The 18,671-nt window shown below is 72.1% G+C and carries 15 protein-coding genes; 8 read left to right on the top strand and 7 right to left on the bottom strand.

Annotation, left to right across the window (positions count from 1 at the left end; genetic code table 11):
- Positions 1-40: 40 nt before the first annotated feature.
- The 4 genes from AB0N02_RS01355 (at position 41) to AB0N02_RS01340 (ending at position 2,762) form a co-directional block, all read left to right on the top strand.
- Positions 41-652 carry a DUF3105 domain-containing protein gene (locus AB0N02_RS01355; protein ID WP_363941216.1) on the top strand — a complete coding sequence of 204 codons (612 nt, stop codon included), beginning with the start codon at positions 41-43 and terminating at the stop codon, positions 650-652.
- The gene (locus AB0N02_RS01350; RefSeq protein ID WP_363941213.1) at positions 649-1,353 is read left to right on the top strand and encodes a DUF305 domain-containing protein; all 705 of its coding nucleotides are present in this window, start codon (positions 649-651) and stop codon (positions 1,351-1,353) included. Before AB0N02_RS01355 ends, AB0N02_RS01350 begins: the two co-directional genes overlap by 4 nt.
- An 87-nt stretch (positions 1,354-1,440) precedes the next feature.
- On the top strand, positions 1,441-2,115 hold the full coding sequence (locus AB0N02_RS01345) for a thioredoxin domain-containing protein (protein ID WP_363941211.1): 675 nt from the start codon (positions 1,441-1,443) through the stop codon (positions 2,113-2,115).
- Positions 2,112-2,762, top strand: a complete 651-nt coding sequence (locus AB0N02_RS01340; protein ID WP_363941209.1) for a vitamin K epoxide reductase family protein — start codon at positions 2,112-2,114, stop codon at positions 2,760-2,762. The genes AB0N02_RS01345 and AB0N02_RS01340 overlap by 4 nt, the downstream gene beginning before the upstream one ends.
- A 108-nt stretch (positions 2,763-2,870) precedes the next feature.
- Here the strand turns inward: AB0N02_RS01340 and AB0N02_RS01335 are convergent, their stop codons facing one another.
- A complete protein-coding gene (locus tag AB0N02_RS01335; RefSeq protein WP_363941207.1) occupies positions 2,871-3,851 on the bottom strand; it encodes a LysR family transcriptional regulator in 981 nt (326 codons plus the stop codon).
- A gap of 91 nt (positions 3,852-3,942) precedes the next feature.
- Between AB0N02_RS01335 and AB0N02_RS01330 the strand changes: the two genes are divergently transcribed.
- A complete protein-coding gene (locus AB0N02_RS01330) occupies positions 3,943-5,157 on the top strand; it encodes an MFS transporter (protein ID WP_363941205.1) in 1,215 nt (404 codons plus the stop codon).
- A gap of 160 nt (positions 5,158-5,317) precedes the next feature.
- Here the strand turns inward: AB0N02_RS01330 and AB0N02_RS01325 are convergent, their stop codons facing one another.
- A complete protein-coding gene (locus AB0N02_RS01325) occupies positions 5,318-6,250 on the bottom strand; it encodes a hypothetical protein (protein ID WP_363941202.1) in 933 nt (310 codons plus the stop codon).
- 398 nt (positions 6,251-6,648) lie between these two features.
- Between AB0N02_RS01325 and AB0N02_RS01320 the strand changes: the two genes are divergently transcribed.
- The 3 genes from AB0N02_RS01320 to AB0N02_RS01310 are packed head-to-tail and all read left to right on the top strand — an operon-like array spanning position 6,649 to position 11,334.
- Positions 6,649-7,737, top strand: a complete 1,089-nt coding sequence (locus AB0N02_RS01320; RefSeq protein WP_363941200.1) for an acyl-CoA dehydrogenase — start codon at positions 6,649-6,651, stop codon at positions 7,735-7,737.
- Positions 7,734-8,957: an acyl-CoA dehydrogenase family protein gene (locus tag AB0N02_RS01315; RefSeq protein ID WP_363941197.1), complete on the top strand. Its 1,224-nt coding sequence runs from the start codon at positions 7,734-7,736 to the stop codon at positions 8,955-8,957. Before AB0N02_RS01320 ends, AB0N02_RS01315 begins: the two co-directional genes overlap by 4 nt.
- Positions 8,944-11,334 (top strand): CoA transferase, encoded by a 2,391-nt coding sequence (locus AB0N02_RS01310; protein ID WP_363941195.1) that lies wholly within the window; start codon positions 8,944-8,946, stop codon positions 11,332-11,334. Before AB0N02_RS01315 ends, AB0N02_RS01310 begins: the two co-directional genes overlap by 14 nt.
- 69 nt (positions 11,335-11,403) lie before the next feature.
- Here the strand turns inward: AB0N02_RS01310 and AB0N02_RS01305 are convergent, their stop codons facing one another.
- The 5 genes from AB0N02_RS01305 to AB0N02_RS01285 form a co-directional block, all read right to left on the bottom strand.
- Positions 11,404-12,510: an acyl-CoA dehydrogenase family protein gene (locus AB0N02_RS01305; protein ID WP_363941193.1), complete on the bottom strand. Its 1,107-nt coding sequence runs from the start codon at positions 12,508-12,510 to the stop codon at positions 11,404-11,406.
- 5 nt (positions 12,511-12,515) lie between these two features.
- Positions 12,516-13,712, bottom strand: a complete 1,197-nt coding sequence (locus tag AB0N02_RS01300) for an acyl-CoA dehydrogenase family protein (protein ID WP_363941190.1) — start codon at positions 13,710-13,712, stop codon at positions 12,516-12,518.
- A gap of 90 nt (positions 13,713-13,802) precedes the next feature.
- Complete coding sequence (locus tag AB0N02_RS01295; protein ID WP_363941187.1) at positions 13,803-14,738, bottom strand: ABC transporter substrate-binding protein; 936 nt, start codon at positions 14,736-14,738, stop codon at positions 13,803-13,805.
- 268 nt (positions 14,739-15,006) lie between these two features.
- Positions 15,007-17,436 carry a CoA transferase gene (locus AB0N02_RS01290; protein WP_363941184.1) on the bottom strand — a complete coding sequence of 810 codons (2,430 nt, stop codon included), beginning with the start codon at positions 17,434-17,436 and terminating at the stop codon, positions 15,007-15,009.
- Entirely contained in the window at positions 17,433-18,671 is a 1,239-nt protein-coding gene (locus tag AB0N02_RS01285; RefSeq protein ID WP_363941183.1) for an acyl-CoA dehydrogenase family protein, read from the bottom strand. Before AB0N02_RS01285 ends, AB0N02_RS01290 begins: the two co-directional genes overlap by 4 nt.

Here is an 18,671-nt window from a genome sequence, read left to right as displayed (position 1 = left end):
AGGGTGGAACTTCTACACTACGTAGAAGTAAGGGAGTCAGATGAGCGGCGACGCACGCGCGACAATCAGGCAACGACTTTCCGCGGTGCAGGCCCAGCACCGCAAGGCCGAGCGCAGGCGCACGATCGCCGTCGCCGGCGCCGCGGTGGTCGTCTTCGGCGGCGTCATCGCGGCGGCGACGGTACTGATCCTCCAGGAACGCTCCCGCTCATCACTGGACGCGGTGCGGACCATCGCCGTCACCAAGCGCGAACACACCACGAGTCCGGTGACGTACCCGCAAAGCCCGCCGGTCGGCGGCAACCACGACCCCGCCTGGCAGAACTGCGGCGTCTACACCCAGCCGCTGCGCGCCGAGAACGTCGTGCACGCCCAGGAACACGGGGCGGTATGGATCACCTACCGGCCGGACCTGCCCTGGGAGCAGGTCAAAGAACTGCTGGCGGCGACACAGGGGCGCGACTACGTCGTCGTCTCGCCCTTCCCCGGCCTGTCCGCCCCGGTGGTGGCCAGCGCCTGGACCAAACAACTGACGCTGGACGGCGCAGGCGATCCGCGCCTGCGGGCGTTCCTGCGCGCCTACATCCAAGGCCCGGCGACCCCCGAACCCGGCGCCTCCTGCTCCGGCGGCATCGGGGAACCCCTCGCATGATCCGCCCGCCGCGCCCGCCCCGGCGGTGGCCGGTGCTCGCCGGGGCGGTGGTCCTGGTGATCGCGCTGGTCACAGCCGGTCTGGGCGCGCTGTTTCCCCGCTCACCGGCCGACGATTCGGTGGAGGCCGGTTTTGCCCGGGACATGCAGACCCATCACGCCCAGGCCGTACGGATGTCCATGATCGTCCGGGATCGCACCACCGACGCCGAGACCCGGCTGCTCGCCTACGACATCGCGCTCAGCCAGCAACAGCAGATCGGGCAGATGTACGCCTGGCTGGAGACATGGGGCCTGCCGCAGGCCTCTCTCGACGCACCGATGGCCTGGATGCGCCGGGGCCACGGGGCCATGCCCGGCATGACGCCGAACGCGACCGCGATGCCGGGCATGACTCCGGACACGACCACCATGCCCGGCATGACCCCGAACATGACCGCCATGCCGGGCATGGCCACCCCCGCACAGATCACGCGACTTGAGCGGGCCGGCGGACGCGATGCCGAAATATCGTTCCTGCGCCTGATGATCGCCCATCACCGAGGCGGCGTGCAGATGGCCCAGGCAGCCGTCGACGCCACCGGCCAGCCACAGGTCCGGCGCCTGGCCGTCTCCATCGTGGCCGCTCAGAACAGCGAGATCGACCTCATGAAGCGCATGCTCACCGCCCGCGGTGCCACCGATGTGCCCTCGCCCGGCTGAGCGGGGCAGCCTCCAACCGCTCCCATCTTCTACGTCTGGTAGAAGATGGGAGGTGAGTGCCACATCAAGCACCGGCTGGAGCAGTACATGACGACGAACTTGAAGATAACCCTCGGTATCGCCGCGATCATGGCCGCGATCGTCGCGGCGGTGGCGATACTGGGCGGCAACGGCACCCGGGCCACCGCACCCGCGGCCGGCGCCTCCGCCCCGCAGCAGGCTCCCGCCGAGCTACTGGTGCGGGAGGACAGTCACACCCTGTCCAAGGCGGCCGACGGCAAGGTCACGCTCGTGGAGTTCCTGGACTTCGAATGCGAAGCCTGTGGCGCGGCCTTCCCGCACATGGAACGCATCCGCGCCGAGTACGAAGGCCGGATCACCTTCGCGGTCCGCTACTTCCCGCTGCCCGGCCACCGCAACGGCGAGCTCGCCGCCCGCGTCGCCGAGGCGGCCGGAAAGCAGGGCAAGTTCGAGGCCATGTACGCCAAGCTGTTCGAGACCCAGAGGCAGTGGGGTGAGGCGTCGGAGTCCAGGGAAGCGTTCTTCCTCGGCCTGGCCGAACAGCTGGGCCTGGACATGACCTCCTTCCGCGCCGATCTCGCGGCGCCCGCGACCGCGCAGCGGGTGAAGAAGGACCAGAACGACGGCGTGGCCCTCGGCGTCCAGGGCACCCCCACGGTCTTCTTCAACGGCGTCCGGCTGACCGAGGCACCCGGCTACGAGAGCCTGAAGGCCGAGATCGAGGCGGTGCTCGCGTCATGACCACCGCCGCCACCGCCGCCACCGACCGGCACGCGACCGCTGCCGCGGTCACGTCCTCGTCGATCATCGTCAGGTCGCTGCCGTTCGTGCTGGCGGCCGGTGGCGGCCTCGGCGTCCTGGCGGCGTTCGCGCTGACGATCGAACGCCTGCGCCTGGCCGCCGATCCCGCCTACGTGCCCACCTGCAGCATCAACCCGGTCCTCAGCTGCGGATCGGTCATGAAAACCGCGCAGGCCTCCGTCTTCGGCTTTCCCAACCCCCTGCTGGGCATCGCGGCGTTCTCCGTCGTCACAACCGTGGGCATGGCCCTGCTGGCCGGGGCCCGCCCGAGACCCTGGTTCTGGTACGGCCTGCAGGCCGGTGTCCTGGCCGGTGTCGTCTTCGTGCACTGGCTGATCTACCAGAGCCTGTACGTGATCGGCGCCCTGTGCCCGTACTGCATGCTCGTGTGGATCGCGACGATTCCCGTCTTCTGGTACGTCACACTCGCCAACCTGCACACGGGCCGGATCCGGCCGCCCCACGGCGCGCGCCGCCTCGCCGCGGGGGCGATCCGATATCACACGACCGTGATCATGCTGTGGGCGCTCGCCGTCGGCGGCCTCATCCTGCGGCGCTTCTGGTCCTACTGGATCACACTGGTCTGAGGTCCGGTCACCGGAGGAGACAAGGGCCGGGTACCCTCCCACGGCGGTGGGGCGAAGGACACTTCCTCATTCGAGGCGGGGGTCGCGTGGGCCGGCGCGGCTCAGCGCTCAGCGGCGGCCGGCCGAACCGACCCGGCTCTCTGTGAGAACGTCCGGCATCTCGTCGCGCCCGACACCCCCGGGTCTCCGGTTTCCGGGGGCCGCTCCCCCGAGCGCGTGACCGACGGCCGTCTCGTTGAACGCCCGGATCGCCGCCGTCTCCGCCGCCTTCACCCAGGCCAGGCCGAGGATCGAGGGAGGCAGGCCCGTGACGGGGACGAAGCTGATGTCCGGGCGCCTGTGGTGAGCCGCCGTGGGGGTGCAGAACAACATGCCGCCCCGGTTGAGCGCCACCTGGGTCAGGCCTTCCTGGCTGGTGGCCACCGCACCGGCCCGGGGGATGGGGCGGCCGGAAGGGGTGACGGACGGCGCCATGTGCTCGCACCACGTGCGTGGAGCCGGGCCGTCCAGGCCGATCAGGGGCACGTCGGCCAGTTCCTCCGCGCCGATGCTCGAACGGGCGGCCAGCGGGTGACGCGAGGAGACACCGAGCCGGTACGAGACCCGGTTCAGCCCCTCCCCCGTCGCCAGGTCGGGCTCGTCCACCGGGAGCAGCGTGAACGCGATGTCCACCTGCCCGGCCCGCAACTTCCCGAAGGGGTCGGAGAGCGGGATCTCCACGAGCTCCGCCTCGCACCCCGGGTACCGGCGCTCGAAGGCGCGCACGCTGTCGATGACGACCTCCGTGGGCGTGGCCAGGAAGCCGAGCCTGATCACGCCTGTCACCTCGCGGGCGGCCGCCTTGGCCCGGCTGACCGCGTTCGCGAGGCCGTCGTAGGAGGGGCGCAGGTCGGCGAGGAAACGTTCGCCCAGCGGCGTGAGGCTCACGTTCCTGCTGGTCCGGTGGAGGAGCCGGCCACCGACCCTGGTCTCCAGCGAGCGCATGAGCTGGCTCACCCGGCCGGGTGACAGGTAGAGGCGCTCGGCCGTACGCGCGAAGTGCAGTTCCTCACTGAGCACGACGAAGCACTCCAGCTCCCTGAACTCCATCCTCGCCCCCGCCTGATCGCTTAGCCCACCTAAACCAAGCCTTCGATCTTCGTCATTGTTCCCGCCGGTGGCCGGCAGAAAGCTGGCTGACATGACCATGACTGACGTTTCCACCGCTGATCGGGCGCGCTGGCTCGCCGTGTCCTCGGTCTCGATGGGCACCTTCACCATCGTCACCAGCGAGATGCTGCCCGTCGGCCTGCTGACCTCGATCGCCGACACCTTCGACGTCTCCGACGGGACGGCCGGGCTGATGATGTCGGCGCCCGGACTGGTCGCCGCCGTCTCCGCGCCCGTGCTGGCGATCACCACCCGGCGGCTCGACCGGCGCGTCACGCTGCTGGGGCTGGTGGCCCTGCTGGCGGTGGCGAACCTGGCGGCCGCGTTCGCGCCGAACCATCCCGTCATGCTGGCCGCCCGGGTGCTGACCGGGGTGAGCATCGGCGGGTTCTGGGCCTTCGCGGCCGGACTCGGCCCACGGCTGGTGCCCGAGGGGGCCGTCGGGCGGGCCACGTCGATCATCCTGGCCGGGGTGTCGGTGGCGTCGGTACTGGGGGTCCCCGTGGGGACGTTCATTTCGTCGTTCGCGGGATGGCGGACCGCGTTCGCCTCCATGGGGGTGCTGGCCCTGGCCCTGATCGCGCTGCTGGCCACCACCCTGCCGTCGCTGCCCGGCGAACCCCGGGCCCGCGCGTCCGAGCCGTCGCCCCACGGGAGCCCCGCCCGCGCGCCGGAGGGGCGGCTCACGTCGTTCTCCGGCCCGCTCAAGGTCGTTCTCGTCCTGACCGTCCTGGTCGTGTCCGGCCACTTCGCGGCCTACACCTACGTCCGGCCGTTCCTGGAGCAGGTCTCGCACGCCGGTCCCGCCTTCGTCAGCGCCGCCCTGCTCCTGTACGGCGCCGCGGGCGTGGCCGGCAACTTCGTGTCGGGCGCGTGGGCGGCCAGGAACCCCAGACCGGTCCTGGTCACGCTGGCCGCGCTGATGGCGCTCTCCATGGCGGCGCTGCTCCTGATCGGTCCGCCCCTGCCCGTGCTCGTGGTGTGGGGCCTGGGCTACGGCGGCGTGGGGGTGACACTGCAACTGTGGATCATGCGGTCGGGCGGCGGCGAAATGGGCACGGCGCTCTTCGTCGGTGTCTTCAACGTTTCCATCGCGCTCGGCTCGTTCGCCGGCGGCCGGGTCGTGGACGGCGTGTCGCTCTCCGCGGTGATGTGGGCGGGAGCGGCGCTCGCCGTGACCGCCGCGGTCGTCGCCCGCGTCTCGGGCGGAGGCGGGACAACCGGCTCATCGAGGGATCGCGCCTGACCGGGCGGGCACCGGTGCCCACCGGGTGGACATCGGTGGGCACCGGGCGGGCGCCGGGCGGACGCGGACTGTGCGCCCGGCCGGAGCTCCGCGCCCGCGCGCCCATGTGTCACCGGGCGTCGCGGGCCGGAGGCGTTTCCTTCCGGGCGCCGGTCCGTCGTCAGACGGTGCAGTGTTTCTGGGCGTCGGTGCGGACCTTCCTGCCGGTGAACTCCTCCAGGACGGCGAGGTTCTCCGGGGCGTAGTTGGTCGCGGTGATCTTGTCGGCGTTGGGGCCGCCCAGCTTGCCCGTGTAGGGCGCCGACTTCTCCAGCCAGTAGGCCGTGCGCAGGAACTGGGTCAGGACCAGTTCGCGGAGCTTCGGCTCGTTCTTGATCTTCGCCCAGTAGTCAGGGTGCCGGTCCCTGGCCACGCGCAGGTAGAGCAGCAGGTAGCGCAGGTTGGTGGCGGCGATGTCACGCGCGTTGCTGGCCCCGACGCCCCTGATGTACTCCTGGACCACCGTCACCGCGGGCAGGCCCGTCAGTCCCGCGTTCAACTCCGCCAGCACGCCCTGGAGGTGGTACTCGCCCTGGGTCTGGTCACGCAGGTAGATGCCGTCCATGGAGTCGCTGAGCCGGTCCTTGATCAGTGGCAGGATCTCCTTGCGGGGGAAGCCGTCGTACAGCGGCACCGTCGTGTCCTGCCTGGAGGCGTTGATCCAGGCCGCGGTGTGCACGTTCCACCTGGTCCGCGACGGGTCGAGGTCCCACATGTGGGTTTCCTCGTGGATCGCCACCATCATCGACTCGGCGAACGCCTCGAAGCTGTTCCTCTGCACGAACTGGGTCCAGTACTGGTCCTTGGCCTGGGCGACGGCCAGCGCCTGGCCGCTGGGCCACCGCCGCTGGTACATCGCCTGGAGGGTCTGCATCCAGTTCGAGGAGGTGAATCTCGCTCTGAGGTCACTCACGTCCGCGGTGGGCTGCGACGGTTCGTCGTAACAGTAGGGGGCGGCGGAGCTCGTGACCGGGAGCGAGGCGGCCGTGGTCGCCGCCAGCGGCGGCAGCGCGAGGAGCACGGTCACGAGGGACAGGGCGCGTGTTCGACTCACCGGGGCCTCATTTCCGAGGGACGTACCGCCGGCAAGCAGGGCACGGGCGGCCGCCGCTCTTTCGTCGTCACGGTGGATCGTACGGAGCGCCGATTCATGGCCGCCAATCCCACTTCGGCATAACGTCGGGTAACCCCCGGCGAAGACCGAGGTCACGGGGCCGCGTCTCAGGAGGAAGTCGTCGCCGGCGTCCTCGACACGGCGGGACGGCGGCAGATGACGCCCGCCCGGGCCGCGGCGGAACCGGCCCGGCTCCGCCTCGGCACTCCTTCCCCCGTCCCGCGCCCCCGTCCAGGTGAGCGGGAACGGAGGATCCACCGCACCGCCGGTACCGGCGAGCAGCGGTATACGACTGCATGTACTTGTATATTCCACTGGACGCTGTGATACTTCGGCCAATGGACCGCGTTGAGTTGCGCTGGCAGGACTACTGCCTGACCCCCGAGCAATCAGCCCTACAGGACTCATTCCGCGCTTACTTCACCGACATGTCACCCCCCGAGGTCGTCCGGGCGGCGGGTGCGACCGGATACGACGCCGCCCTGTGGCGGGGCCTCGTCAAGCTGGGCGTCGCCTCGATGGGCGTCCCCGAGCCGGCCGGCGGTGACGGGGCCGGGCTCGTCGAACTCGCGCTCGTCGCCGAGACCGCGGGTTTCGCCGCCGCCCCCGTCCCCCTCGTCTCCCACGTCGTCGCGACCCGGGTCCTCGCCGCCACCGCTCCGGACGGGGCCGCCTTCGCCGCAGCTCTCGCCGGCGAGCCGGCCTGCCTCGCCCTGCGGCCCGCCCAAGGCGGCGCCCGGCAGCTCGTCCCGGGCAGCGCGGTCGCCACACGCGTCGTCGCTCTCGTCGACGACACGCTCGTCGCGACGTCGGCGGGCCTGCCCGCGCCGCTCACCCCCAACCAGGGCTCGACGCCCCTCGGCTGGTGGACGCCCGAGCCCGGTGAACCCGGTGCCCCCGGCGAACGCGTCGCCACCGGTTCTGCGGCGACGACGGCGCACACCCGCGCCGTCGCGGAGTGGAAGATCCTCCAGGCCGCCCAGCTCGTCGGACTCACCCAGGCCGCCCTCGACGACGCGGTGGCCTGCGTCTCCACCCGGCAGACCCTCGGCGTCCCCATCGGTTCGCTTCAGGGGGTCTCGTTCCCGCTCGCGGACGTCGCCATCGGGGTCGCGAGCGCACGCAACCTCGTCCGCCGGGCGGCATGGACGCTCGACCACGAGCCCGATCTCCGGCCCGACCTGCCTTCCGTCGCCTGGCACCACGCCGTCGACGTCGCGACGCGAGGAACGACGACGGCGGCCCACGTCCAGGGCGGCCTCGGCTACCTGACGGATTCCGCCGCGAGCCTCTACGTCCTGCGCGCCAAGGGGTGGGGGGTCCTGGCCGGCGATCCCCAGCGAGACCTCGTGGCGATCGGTGCCGCCCTCGCCGCGCGGACGACCACGGGTGGCACGGGCGAGCTCACGGAGAGGACGACACGATGAACTTCGGCAAGGTCGAACTGACCCCCGAGCAGGAGACGTTCGCCGCGGAGGTGCGGGCGTTCCTCACCGAGACGATCACCCCCGGGATCCTCCGGGCCGAGAGGACGAGCGGCGACTGCTTCAGTGAGCCGGTCCACCTCGCCCTGGGCTCGAAGGGGTGGCTCACCCCGACGTGGCCGGTCGAGGAGGGCGGCGCCGGGCTCGGCCCGATCGAGGCCCGCATCCTGGAGTTCGAGCTCGCCCGTGCCAGGTATCCGTGGATCATCGCCGACACGACGAAGAAGGTCTGGAGCGTGGTCGACGCCTTCGGCGATCCCGGGCTACGGCGGCGCCTCAAGCCGCGCGTGGCCGACGGGACGGTGCGCTTCTGTCTCGGCTACACGGAGCCGGACGGCGGCTCGGACATCGCCTCCGCCCGGCTGCGGGCGACGCGCGACGGCGACGGGTGGGTGCTGCACGGTGAGAAGACCTTCACGACCGGGGCCCACGTGAGCCAGTACGTCTTCCTTCTCACCCGGACCGACCCGGCGGTGCCGAAGCACAAGGGGATGACGACCTTCCTCGTTCCCCTCGACCTGCCGGGCATCGGGATCACCCCGCTGTGGACGTACGGCGACGAGCGGACGAACTCGGTCTCCTTCGACGGAGTGCGGATCACCGACGACCATCGGCTCGGTGAGGTCGGCGCCGGGTGGGCCGTCGTGCACGGGCCGCTCGACGAGGAGCACAGCGTCGGGCTCGACACACTGGGCCTGCACGACCTGTCGATCGGGCGGACCTACGTCCGCACCCTTGAGACCGCGCTGGACGCGGCCCTCGAATGGGCCCGCCGGACCTCGCTCCCGCACGGCGGTCTCGCCGTCGACGACCCGGTCGTGCTCTCCCGGCTGGGGAGGATCGTCGTCGCCGTCGAGGCGGCGGTGAGCACGCCGGGCCCGATGGGCCGGGTGGCCGGCTCCGACGCGACCGTCTGGGGCACGGCCGAACTCGTCGACCTCACCGCCCCCGAGTCGATCCTCAGCGACGGAACGGCCGACGCCATCGGCGACGGCGACGTCGAGTTCGGCCACCGCTTCTCGTTCGGCACCGGGACGTACGGCGGGACCGTCGAGATCTTCAAGATGATGATCGCCTACCACGTGCTCGGCCTGCCGCGCCCGTCGCTGCCCGGCAGCAAGGCCTTCCTCAGGACCGGGGAGGCCGCCCGTGCCGGCGACTGACGACTTCTCGGCGACCACCGCCGGGCACGGTCCGATCGCCGGTCATCGGGTGCTCGATCTCTCGGGCGACCTGGGCGCGTACGGGGCCAGGCTCCTGGCCGACCTCGGTGCCGACGTGCTCAAGGTCGAGCCGCTCGGCGGTGACCGTCAGCGCCTGCGGCCGCCCTTCGCGGAGGGCCGCCCCGGTCCGGACGCGAGCCTGACCTTCGCCTACTACAACGCGAACAAGCGTGGCGCCCGGGTCGACTTCGACGCCGACGACGTGACCGGGACGCTCGCCGCCCTCGCCGAGGGCGCCGACGTCATCATGATCGCCCCGTCGGCCAGGACGCCCGTTCCCGGCTGGGACCCGAACACCAAGTGCCTCGCCTGGGCGCCCCCGGCCGCCCTCGTCTGCTGTCTGTCGGCCGGCGGGCAGGACGGCCCCTGGCGCGACCGGCCGGCGACGCACCTCACGGCCTTCGCCGCGGGCGGCCTCATGGCGTCCGTCGGGCCCGAGGCCGGGCCGCCGCGGGCCCTTCCCGGGCAGGCCGCCTACGACGAGTTCTCGGCCCACGCCGCGGCGACGGTCCTCCTCGCGCTGCTCGAAGGCGGCCCGGGCCGGCTCGTCGAGATGTCCCTCCACGACCTGCTCGCCTACCGCCACGGTGTGGAGATCGCCTTCGCCGCGGCCGTCGGACGCGACTACACGACCCGGGCCGCGCGCCCGGATCCGCCCCCGGCGGGTGTTCTCGACCTGGCGGACGGTCAGGTCGAACTCGGGGTCTTCCATCCACCGCAGTGGGCCGGTTTCGTCGAGCTGCTCGGCCGCCCCGCCGAGCTCGGCGCCCCCGAGCTTGCCGACCGCCAGGTCCGGCTGGAGCGGGCCGACGAGCTCCGGCCGGTCATCGCACGGCTCGTCGGCGGCTTCCGGGTGGACGACTTCGTCGAGGCCGCCCAGGCGCACCGGCTGCCGTGCGCTCCCCAGAACACCCCCGACCGGCTGGCCGAGGATCCTCAGCTCGCGAGCCGGGACTTCTGGGTGAAGTGGCCGGAGCCGGCCGGCGGGATGTTCACCGGGCCGGGGCCCGTCCTCCGGTCGGCGCCGCGGCTGGTCTCCCCCGATCGGTTCGCGGCACCGTCGCTGACCGCTCCGAACGACGGCTGGCGCGAGCGTCCCGGGCCGCCCGCGCCTCCGGGAATCCGCCTCGAGGACGTCAAGGTGCTGAGCTTCGGTACGGCGATCGCGGGCAACGTCACCGCGACGATGCTCGCCGAACTCGGCGCCGACGTCGTGAAGATCGAGTCGCCGGCCCGGCCCGACCCCGTCCGCAACGGTCCGCTCGCGGTCGACCTCCCGCGTGTCTTCGAGCCCTCGGGGGCCGAGACGAACCTCCGTTTCGGCGCGTACGCTCGCAGCGTCCGGGCCGTCGGGCTCGATCTCAAGGTGGCCTCCGACGTCGGCCGTTTCCGCGAGCTGGTCCGCCGGGCCGACGTTCTCATCGACAATTTCGGGCCGGGCGTCCTCGCCGGCTGGGGTCTCTCACACGAGAGCCTCGCCGCGCTCAACCCGCGCCTCGTCATGGTCTCGGTGTCCGGATACGGCCGCACCGGGCCGCGGTCGGGACACCGCGCGTACGGGACGACGATCAACGCCTACGTGGGTCTCTCCCGCATCTGGTACCCCCACGCCACGCAGAGCGACTGGACGGCGGTGGCCCATGCCCTTCCGGCGCTGTTCGCCGCGCTTCACCGCCGGGCACGGACCGGCGAAGGTGCGATCATCGACATCTCGCAGGTCGAGGCCGCCATCGCGATGCTGCCCTCGCTCTATCTGGAGGCCCTCAACACCCCCGGACACGGCCCGGCCGAACCGCCGGCGCCGAACAGCGTGCCCGGCTCCGCCGCCACGGCCGTCGTCCCGTGCGGCGGTCACGACTCGTGGCTGGCGGTCGAGTGCGAGGACTCCGGCGACCTGGAATCCGTCCGCCGTCTCCTCGCCTCCACGAGCGCGGCGGACCCCATGAGCACAGTGGACCCCATGAGCACGGCGGACATGGCGGACATGGCGGACGCGGCCGGGCCGACCGGCGAGACGAGCGGTTTCCACGCGGCTCTCGCCGCCTGGGCCGCGCGGCGGACCGCGGCGCGGGCGGCGGAGGAGCTCGTCCGGGCGGGGGTCGCCGCCGCCGAGGTCGTTCCGCCGAGCGCGTTGCTCGGCGATCCGCGCCTGTGGGCCCGCGGTGCCCTCACCCAGGTGATCCACCCCGACATCGGGGCCGCCTGGTATCCCGCGCCGTTCCACCGCCTCAGCGGCCGGGCCGTCGGCGTGCGACGGCCCGCGCCGCGTCTCGGCGAGCACGACGTGGAGGTGCGTCGGGACTGGCTCGGAAAGTGAACAGGCGGCTGCCCGGCCCGGCGTGGCCGGGCCGGGCAGCCGCCTGGCAGGTCGGGCCTCCGCCTCCGCTCAGGTGCCGACCGGCCAGCGGACGAACTCGCCGGCGAAGTCCCGCGTCGCGTCCGCGACGACGAGGTCCCCGAGGTCGGCGAGTTGCTCACGGCGAGACCCGAGTCGCAGCTGCTGGGCCTTGGCGTGGCGGTAGCAGTGGTGGAGCGGATACTCCTTGATGACGCCGACGCCGCCGTGGACCTGGTTCGCCGATCGGGTCACCCGCTCCATCGCCTCACCGGTGAACCACGTCGCCATGGCCGCGTGCCGCGCGAACGGCAGACCGGAGGCGGCCCGCCAGAGCGCGTAGCGGACGAGCAGCCGGGAGGCGTCGAGGTCGACGACCATGTCGGCGCACTGGTGCTGCACGGCCTGGAACGAGCCGATCGGGCGGCCGAACTGGTTGCGCTGCTTGACGTGCGCGACCGCGAGGTCGAGGGCCCGCTGCCCGCACCCGACGATCTCGGCCGCGCGCAGTACGCCCAGGAGCCGCGTGTGATCCGCCCAGGCGGCCGGGGACACCTCACCGACCCGGTGCGCCCGCGCACCGGTCAGGGCCACCCGGCCCGCGCGCTCGTAGTCGAAGACCGTCACCGGCGCGACGCCGGCCCCGGGGCCGGCGGGGACCTCGAGGATCAGCCAGGACCCGCCGTACGGCGCGGCGGCGAGGAGGACGTCGGCACCGACCGCCCACTCGACGCCGGACGCGTGACCGGAGACCGTGAACCCCGCGTCCGTGGCCTCGACGCTTCCGTCTCGCAGGACCGCGAGGGCGGCTCGTCCCCCGTCGGTGAGGCGGGTGAGGAGTGCGGTCGCCTCCGGCGTGTCCCCGAGGCGGGCGAGGGTGAGGATCGCGGAGGCCGTCGCGTGGAACGGCCCGGGGACGAGGGCCTCACCGAGACGTTCGTGCACGAGCCCCAGCTCGACGAGCGTCCCGTCGGGTCCGTGCGGCTCGACGGCGAGATCGAGCCAGCCCATCGCCGACATCTCGGCGAAGAGATCCGGGTCGTAGCCCGCCTGGCCGTCGGTGAGGTCGTTGAGGTCCTCGGCCGAGGCCCGGCGGGCGAGCATTTTGGCGGCGGCCTCGTCGAGGGCACGCTGCTCCGTCGTGAGCTGCAGATCCATGGGGACTACCTCCGGTTCCGCGGCAGGCCGAGACCGCGCTGGGCGATGATGTCGCGCTGCACCTCGTTGGTGCCCGCGGAGATGCGCTGGACCGCGGACTCCCGGTAGCGCAGTTCCTCGTGGCCGCCCCTCGGCGCCCCGTCCACGCCGACGCCCAGCTGGCCGTCCTGCCCCATGATCGACAGAGCCACGCTCGCCGAGTCCTGGTAGAGCTCGGAGTTCCAGATCTTCACGATCGAGGCCTCGACGTTCGGTATCTCGCCGCGGGCGTACATGTCGGCCATGCGCAGGGAGAAGAGGCGGGACACCTCGTTGCGGGTCGCGAGGACCGCGAGGTCCGCGCGCACCGTCGGGTCGTCGGCGATGAGGGAGCCGTCGGCGTCGCGCGTCGTGGTCGCCCAGCCGAGGAGTTCCTCAAGGGCCTGGACGTGGGCGTTGGCCTGCGGGGTGCGTTCGAAGTCGAGGGCCATCGCGAGGATGCCCCAGCCGCCGTTCTCCTCGCCGACGAGGTTGGCCGCGGGGACGCGCACGCCGTCGTAGAAGACCTCGTTGGTCCGGTAGTCGGCGAGGGTGATGAGGGGGCGGACGGTGATGCCCGGGGTGTCGACGGGGACGATGAGAACCGACAGGCCGCGGTGGAGGGACCCGGGCGGGCCGGTCCGCACGGCCAGCCAGATGTGGGAGGCGTACTCGGCGCCGGTCGTGTAGATCTTCTGGCCGTCGATGACGTACTCGTCGCCGTCGCGCACCGCGCGGGTGCGCAGGCTCGCGAGGTCGGTGCCCGCCTCGGGCTCGGTGTAGCCGAGGCAGAACTGGTACTCACCGCTGTAGATCTTGGGCAGGTACTCGCGCCTCTGCTCCTCGCTGCCGATCCGCAGGAGGGTGTTGGCGACGATCGTCACGCCGATCACCATCGTCGGCAGCCGGCGGTAGGCGAGCTCCTCCATCATGAGCCAGTGCTCGACGTTCGAGCGCCCCATCCCGCCGACCTCGGCCGGGGCCGCCGCGCCGAGCCAGCCGTCGGCTCCGAGACGCTGGACGAACCGGGTGCGCGCGGCCCGCTCCTCCTCCGTCACGGGATGGTCGGGCGCGTTGGGGCCCTCGCCGGTGCCGTGGCCGGGCAGGTCGGGTCCCAGCGTGTCCAGGTAGTCCCGGAATCGTTGGATGAAATTGGAGTTCTCCGGCGACAGGGCGAAATCCACAGCTTCAAGTCCTTAGTGGATGTGGTCGGAATATCGGCGAGGGGGCCGGGCCTCCGGGAGACGACCGGTCCCGGAGGCCCGGCCCCGTGCTCAGTTGAAGCTGCAGTCGTCGAGGCTGTACGTCCCGGCGAGCGGGCTGACCTTCGCCTCGGTGACGGCGAGCTCCTGGTAGTCCCACTTGCTGACGGCGGCGGTGTACTTCTGGTCCTTGATCGCGGCGTTGATCGCAGCCTGGAGTGCCTTGAGCAGCTCGGGCTGGCCCTTCTTGACGCCGAAGCCGGCGAGGGTGCAGCGGAAGTGCCCCTCGGCCTTCTTCAGCTTGCCGCCGGAGTGCTTGGCGAGGTAGGCGTTCGTCGCCGTGTTGTTGATCGTGCCGTCCGCGCGGCCAGACTCGACCGCGGCGAACAGCGCCGAGTCATTCGGATAGGTCTGGATGTCGATGGTGCCCTTGCCGTCCTTGGCGCACTTGTCCGACGCCTCCTTGAGGCTGTCCATGTAGGTGTTGCTCGCCAGGAGCGCGACCTTCATGCCGCAGGCGGACTCGAAGCCGTCGAGCACCCGGTCGGGGAACGACGCGCTGACGAGGAAGGACTGGCGCACGGCCGTCATCGACACGAGGTCGACGGCCGTTTCGCGGCTCTCGACGACGTTGAAGCCGACGGCGGCCAGGTCGTAGCGGCTCGCCTGGAGACCGGGGATCATCGCGTCGAACTTGACGTCCTGGAACTCGATCTTGATGCCGAGCTCCTCCCCCATGGCCTTGACGAGTTCGACGTTGAAGCCGGCGAGCTCGTTGGTCTTCTCGTCCTTGAAGGACTGGGGCGGGAAGTCCGGCAGGATGGCGACCTGGAGGACACCCGCGTCCTGGATCTTCTGCGGGAGCGTCTTGCCGAGAGCGGTCAGGTTTCCGGCGGCCTTGTCCGCCGCGTCGTCGCCCGCCCCGCAACCGGCCGCGAGACCGGTGACGAGCAGGAGCGCGCCGATGACAGAGAGGGTCTTCGGCCGCCGGAGTGTTGAGTGGATCATGCCCTGTTCCTTCTTCCTGGGGTGGAACGACGATCGCGCGGGGTGCGATCACCGGGCCCGGCCGATGCTTCCGCCTGCGGAAAGCATCGGCCCACGCCCGGTTTTGGATGACCCCCGTTCCGCTCCCTCCCGCACACGGGAGCGACACCCAGAAGGCGTCGTATACCGATGTATACTGCCAACGACATTTGTATAGTGTCAATAACCGTCTTGGAACGATACAGGCCCGCCCATACCATGCGGACGGCCCGCCGACGTGCGAGAGCGGCTATCCCCGTGCGGCCTCGTCGTCACGACCGACGGCGTCGGTGCGGACGGCCCGGCCGAGCCACTCGCGCATGACCTCGTCGGTGTGTTCACCGAGCCGCGGCGAACTCCACCGGACGCTCGCCCCGGCACGGTCCATCCGATGGAACGGAGCCGGGAAGAGGGTCTCGCCGAGGTCCGGATGGACCGTGCGCGTCACACCCCCGCGAGCCCACAGCTGGGCGTCCTCGAAGAGCTCCCGGACCCGGGCGACCGGAGCCGCCGCGAGCCCGGCGAGCCGGAGCGCGTCCGCCGCGTCGGGGGCGCCGCGCCGACCGGCCCAGTCCGCCAGCGCGTCCCGGAGGGCCGCGCGCTCGGCCGCCGACGGCCCATCGCGGCCCAGACGGTGGCCCAGACGGCGGCCCAGATGGTGGCCCAGACGGTGGCCCAGACGCAGGTCGGGCCGGTCGAGCAGCTCGGCGGCCGTGTTCCAGTCGTCGGCGTCCTCAAGATCGACCGCGAGCCACTCGTCCGTGCCCGCCGCCGGGACGGTCGTCGCGAGGTGGGAGCCCGGCACAAGGCTCACGCCGGCCACGTCCGCGCCGGGCTCCTCGGCACCGTTGAGAGCGGCGAGGTAGAGCGGCGCGAGCACGGCCCCGGCCGCCTCGGTCTGGGCGAGGTCGACCAGGCACCCCCGCCCCGTACGGTCCCGGTCGAGCAACGCGGCGACGACGGCGGGCAGGACGTGGGAGACGGCCGTCCAGTCGCACTGGGTGCCGTGCGCGAACCACGCGCGGGTGAGGCCCATGTAGGCGTTGATGTTCGACCCGTACGCGCGGTAGGGGGCCCACTCGCCGGTCCGCCCGTACCCGGACACGGTGACGACGACCAGGGAGGGATGGCGGCGGCGGAGCCCGTCGCGTTCGATGCCCCACTTCTCCATGACCCCGAAGGCGAAGTTGTCCAGCAGGACGTCGGCCTCGGCGACCAGGTCGAGGAACCTCTCGCGGTCGGCCGGGTCGGTCATGTCGAGGGCGACGGAGCGGCAGCTGCGCGTGTATCCGGCGAACCGGGCGTTGGTCTCGGCCCCTCCGGGCTCGAACACCCGGGGGATGTGGGCGGTGAGCGGACCGTTGCGGAGGGGGTCCGGCAGCCGCGGCGACTCCACCTTGACGACGTCCGCGCCGAGCTCGGCGAGCATCATCGCGCTGACGTTGCCGGCGATGGCGGTCCCGAAGCTGATGACCTTGAGACCGGCCAGGCCGGGCGTGGCCCGCGGGAGCGCCGTACGCGGCCCCGGCCACGGATCGGCCGGGGTCGCCGTCGTCCCGGGATCCGCCAGGCGCGGGGGCGGCCGGACGCCGGGCCGTACGAGAGCCTCGGTGAACCGGAGCCCGGTGCCCGGCATGACCGCCTCACGCCCGTCGCCCAGCGCGTACCGGGTCCAGTAGCCGCGCTCGGCGAGCTGCCTGTCGTCGACGATCTGGGCGGGCTCGCGGAGCGGGGCGCACGGGACCTTGGCCTTGTGGGCCGCGCGGACGAAGTCCTCGGTCGTCCACGTGGCGAGGATCGGACCGACGACGGAGGTGATGAGCGCGCCGCGCTCGGCGCGCACGCCCCGGTTGGACAGTGCCGGGTCGGTGAGCTCGGCGGGCCGGCCGAGGAGGTCGAGGAAGCCGTTCCACTGCGGCGGCTGGTAGACCGCGATCTCCATGAGGCCGTCCGCGAGCCGCCACACCCCGGCCGGCGCAGGGTCGGGCACGGCGGCCCGGGTCGCGAACTCACGCCCCGTCCGCGCGAAGACGGCGAACGGTGTCGTGCTCCGGTAGGCGAGGAGGTCGTGCAGGGCGAGGTCGATCGTACGGCCCGCCCCCGGCTCCCGCTCGCGCAGCGCCGACATGACGAGCGCCGCGGCGTGCCCGCCGAACTCGTCGTAGGCGGCCTGGCCGGGAAGGGCCCGGGGCGGCCCCTCCGCCGGGCCGATCGGCCACATGAGGCCGCTCGCGGCGAAGGAGACGAAGTGCGTCGAGCGGTGCCGGGATCGGGGCCCGCCGACGCCGTACGGCGTGAGACGGCACAGGATCGCGTCTTCGGGGACCCACTCCGGCCGGCGGCCGTCCCAGTCCCATCCCGGCACGGGGTTGTTCCGCGACGGCGCGATGACGACGACGTCGCACTCGGCCGCGAGTGCCGCCAGCCGCGCCGCCGCGTCGTCCGCGTCGAGGTCGAGCGTGACGCCGCGCTTGTTGGCGTTGTAGTAGGCGAAGACGAGCCCGTCGCCGCCGAGGAAGGGGGGCCTCCGGCGTTGCCGGTCGCCGCCGGACGGCTCGACCTTGAGCACGTCGGCGCCGAGGTCCGCGAGCAGCTTGGTGGCGTACGCCCCGATCTCGCCGCCCAGGTCGAGGACGCGGATGTTCGTCAGCGGTTGCGGACGACTGATGTCCTTGGTCATCGCTGCTCCTGTCCAGCGGCGGAACCGTCGGGTGTGTCATCGCCGAGGAAGGCCCGGCTGCCGGGAAAGGACGGTTTGGGCAGGCCGAGGACCCCCTGCGCGATCATCCCCCGGTAGACCTCCGGCGTGCCGCCGTACAGGCTCGCCCCGTGGGCGAACCGGAAGGCCCGCTCGACCTCGCCGTCGTCGAGGGTGCCCTCGGCGTCCTCGACGAGAAGCGCGCGAGCGCCCAGGAGGTCGACCAGTACGGCGGAGCCGCGGGTCATGACGTCGGAACCGGCCACCCGTCCCATCGGCCCCGGCGTGCTCAGCGCGACCTCCAGGTCGAGGGCGACCTCGGCGAGCCGCAGCCGGACGGCCTCGGAGTCGAAGGGGCGCGGGCCGTCCGGCGCGCACCGCTCCAGGCTCCACCGCACCGTCGTGTCGAGGGCGCGCTGAAGCGGGCGAACGTAGATCGCCCCCACCGACAGGTCGTGCAGGCCCTTGGTGTCGACGCCGACGCTGTGCTCCTCGTCGAGGGGGGCGTGGACGACGGCCCACCCGGCACCGGCCTCGCCCAGGCGGTAGCGGTCGGGGAGCCGGACGCCGGTGAACCGCAGGGTGTTCGTCCGCTCACCACCGAACATCCGCTCGTCCTCGATCTCGATGCCCGCGCTGTCGAGGGGGACGAGGAAGGTGGTCATGCCCTTGTGCTTGGGGACCTCGGGGTCCGTCCGGGTGAGCAGGAAGACGTACTGGCAGTCCCGCGCGCCGGTGATGAGGGTCTTGGTGCCGTCGAGGACCCAGTCGTCCCCGTCGCGTACGGCGCCGAGCCGGGCCGCGGCGATGTCGGAGCCGCCCTGCGGTTCGGTGTATCCGAGGCAGAAACGGACCCGTCCCGCGGCGACCTCCGGCTTGAGGCCGGCGGCGAGAGCAGGTTCGAGGTGGCGGGCGACGACCCCCCACACCTTCTTCGTCATGCTGGCCGTGACCCAGGGGTACTGTGCCGCGGCCAGCTCGACCTCGAGGATCCTCTGTTCGATCGGGCCGAGCCCGGCCCCGCCCTCGGCGACCGGCCAGGCCGCCATCACCCAGCCCTTGGCGGCGAGCGCGAGGTAGGCGTCCTCGGCGAACGCGGAACCGGTGCGCCGTTCACGCTCGCGGACCTCGTCCGTCACGTGCTCGGCGACGAAGGCCCGGACCTCCGCGGCGAAGCGCTCCTGTTCGGGGGTCAGTGGAATGACTGCGAAGTCCAT

This window comes from Streptosporangium sp. NPDC051022, from assembly GCF_040683035.1.
Taxonomy (GTDB): domain Bacteria; phylum Actinomycetota; class Actinomycetes; order Streptosporangiales; family Streptosporangiaceae; genus Streptosporangium.
The sequence above is the reverse complement of the archived record's forward strand: the minus strand, read 5'-3'. Positions and strand labels throughout refer to the sequence as shown.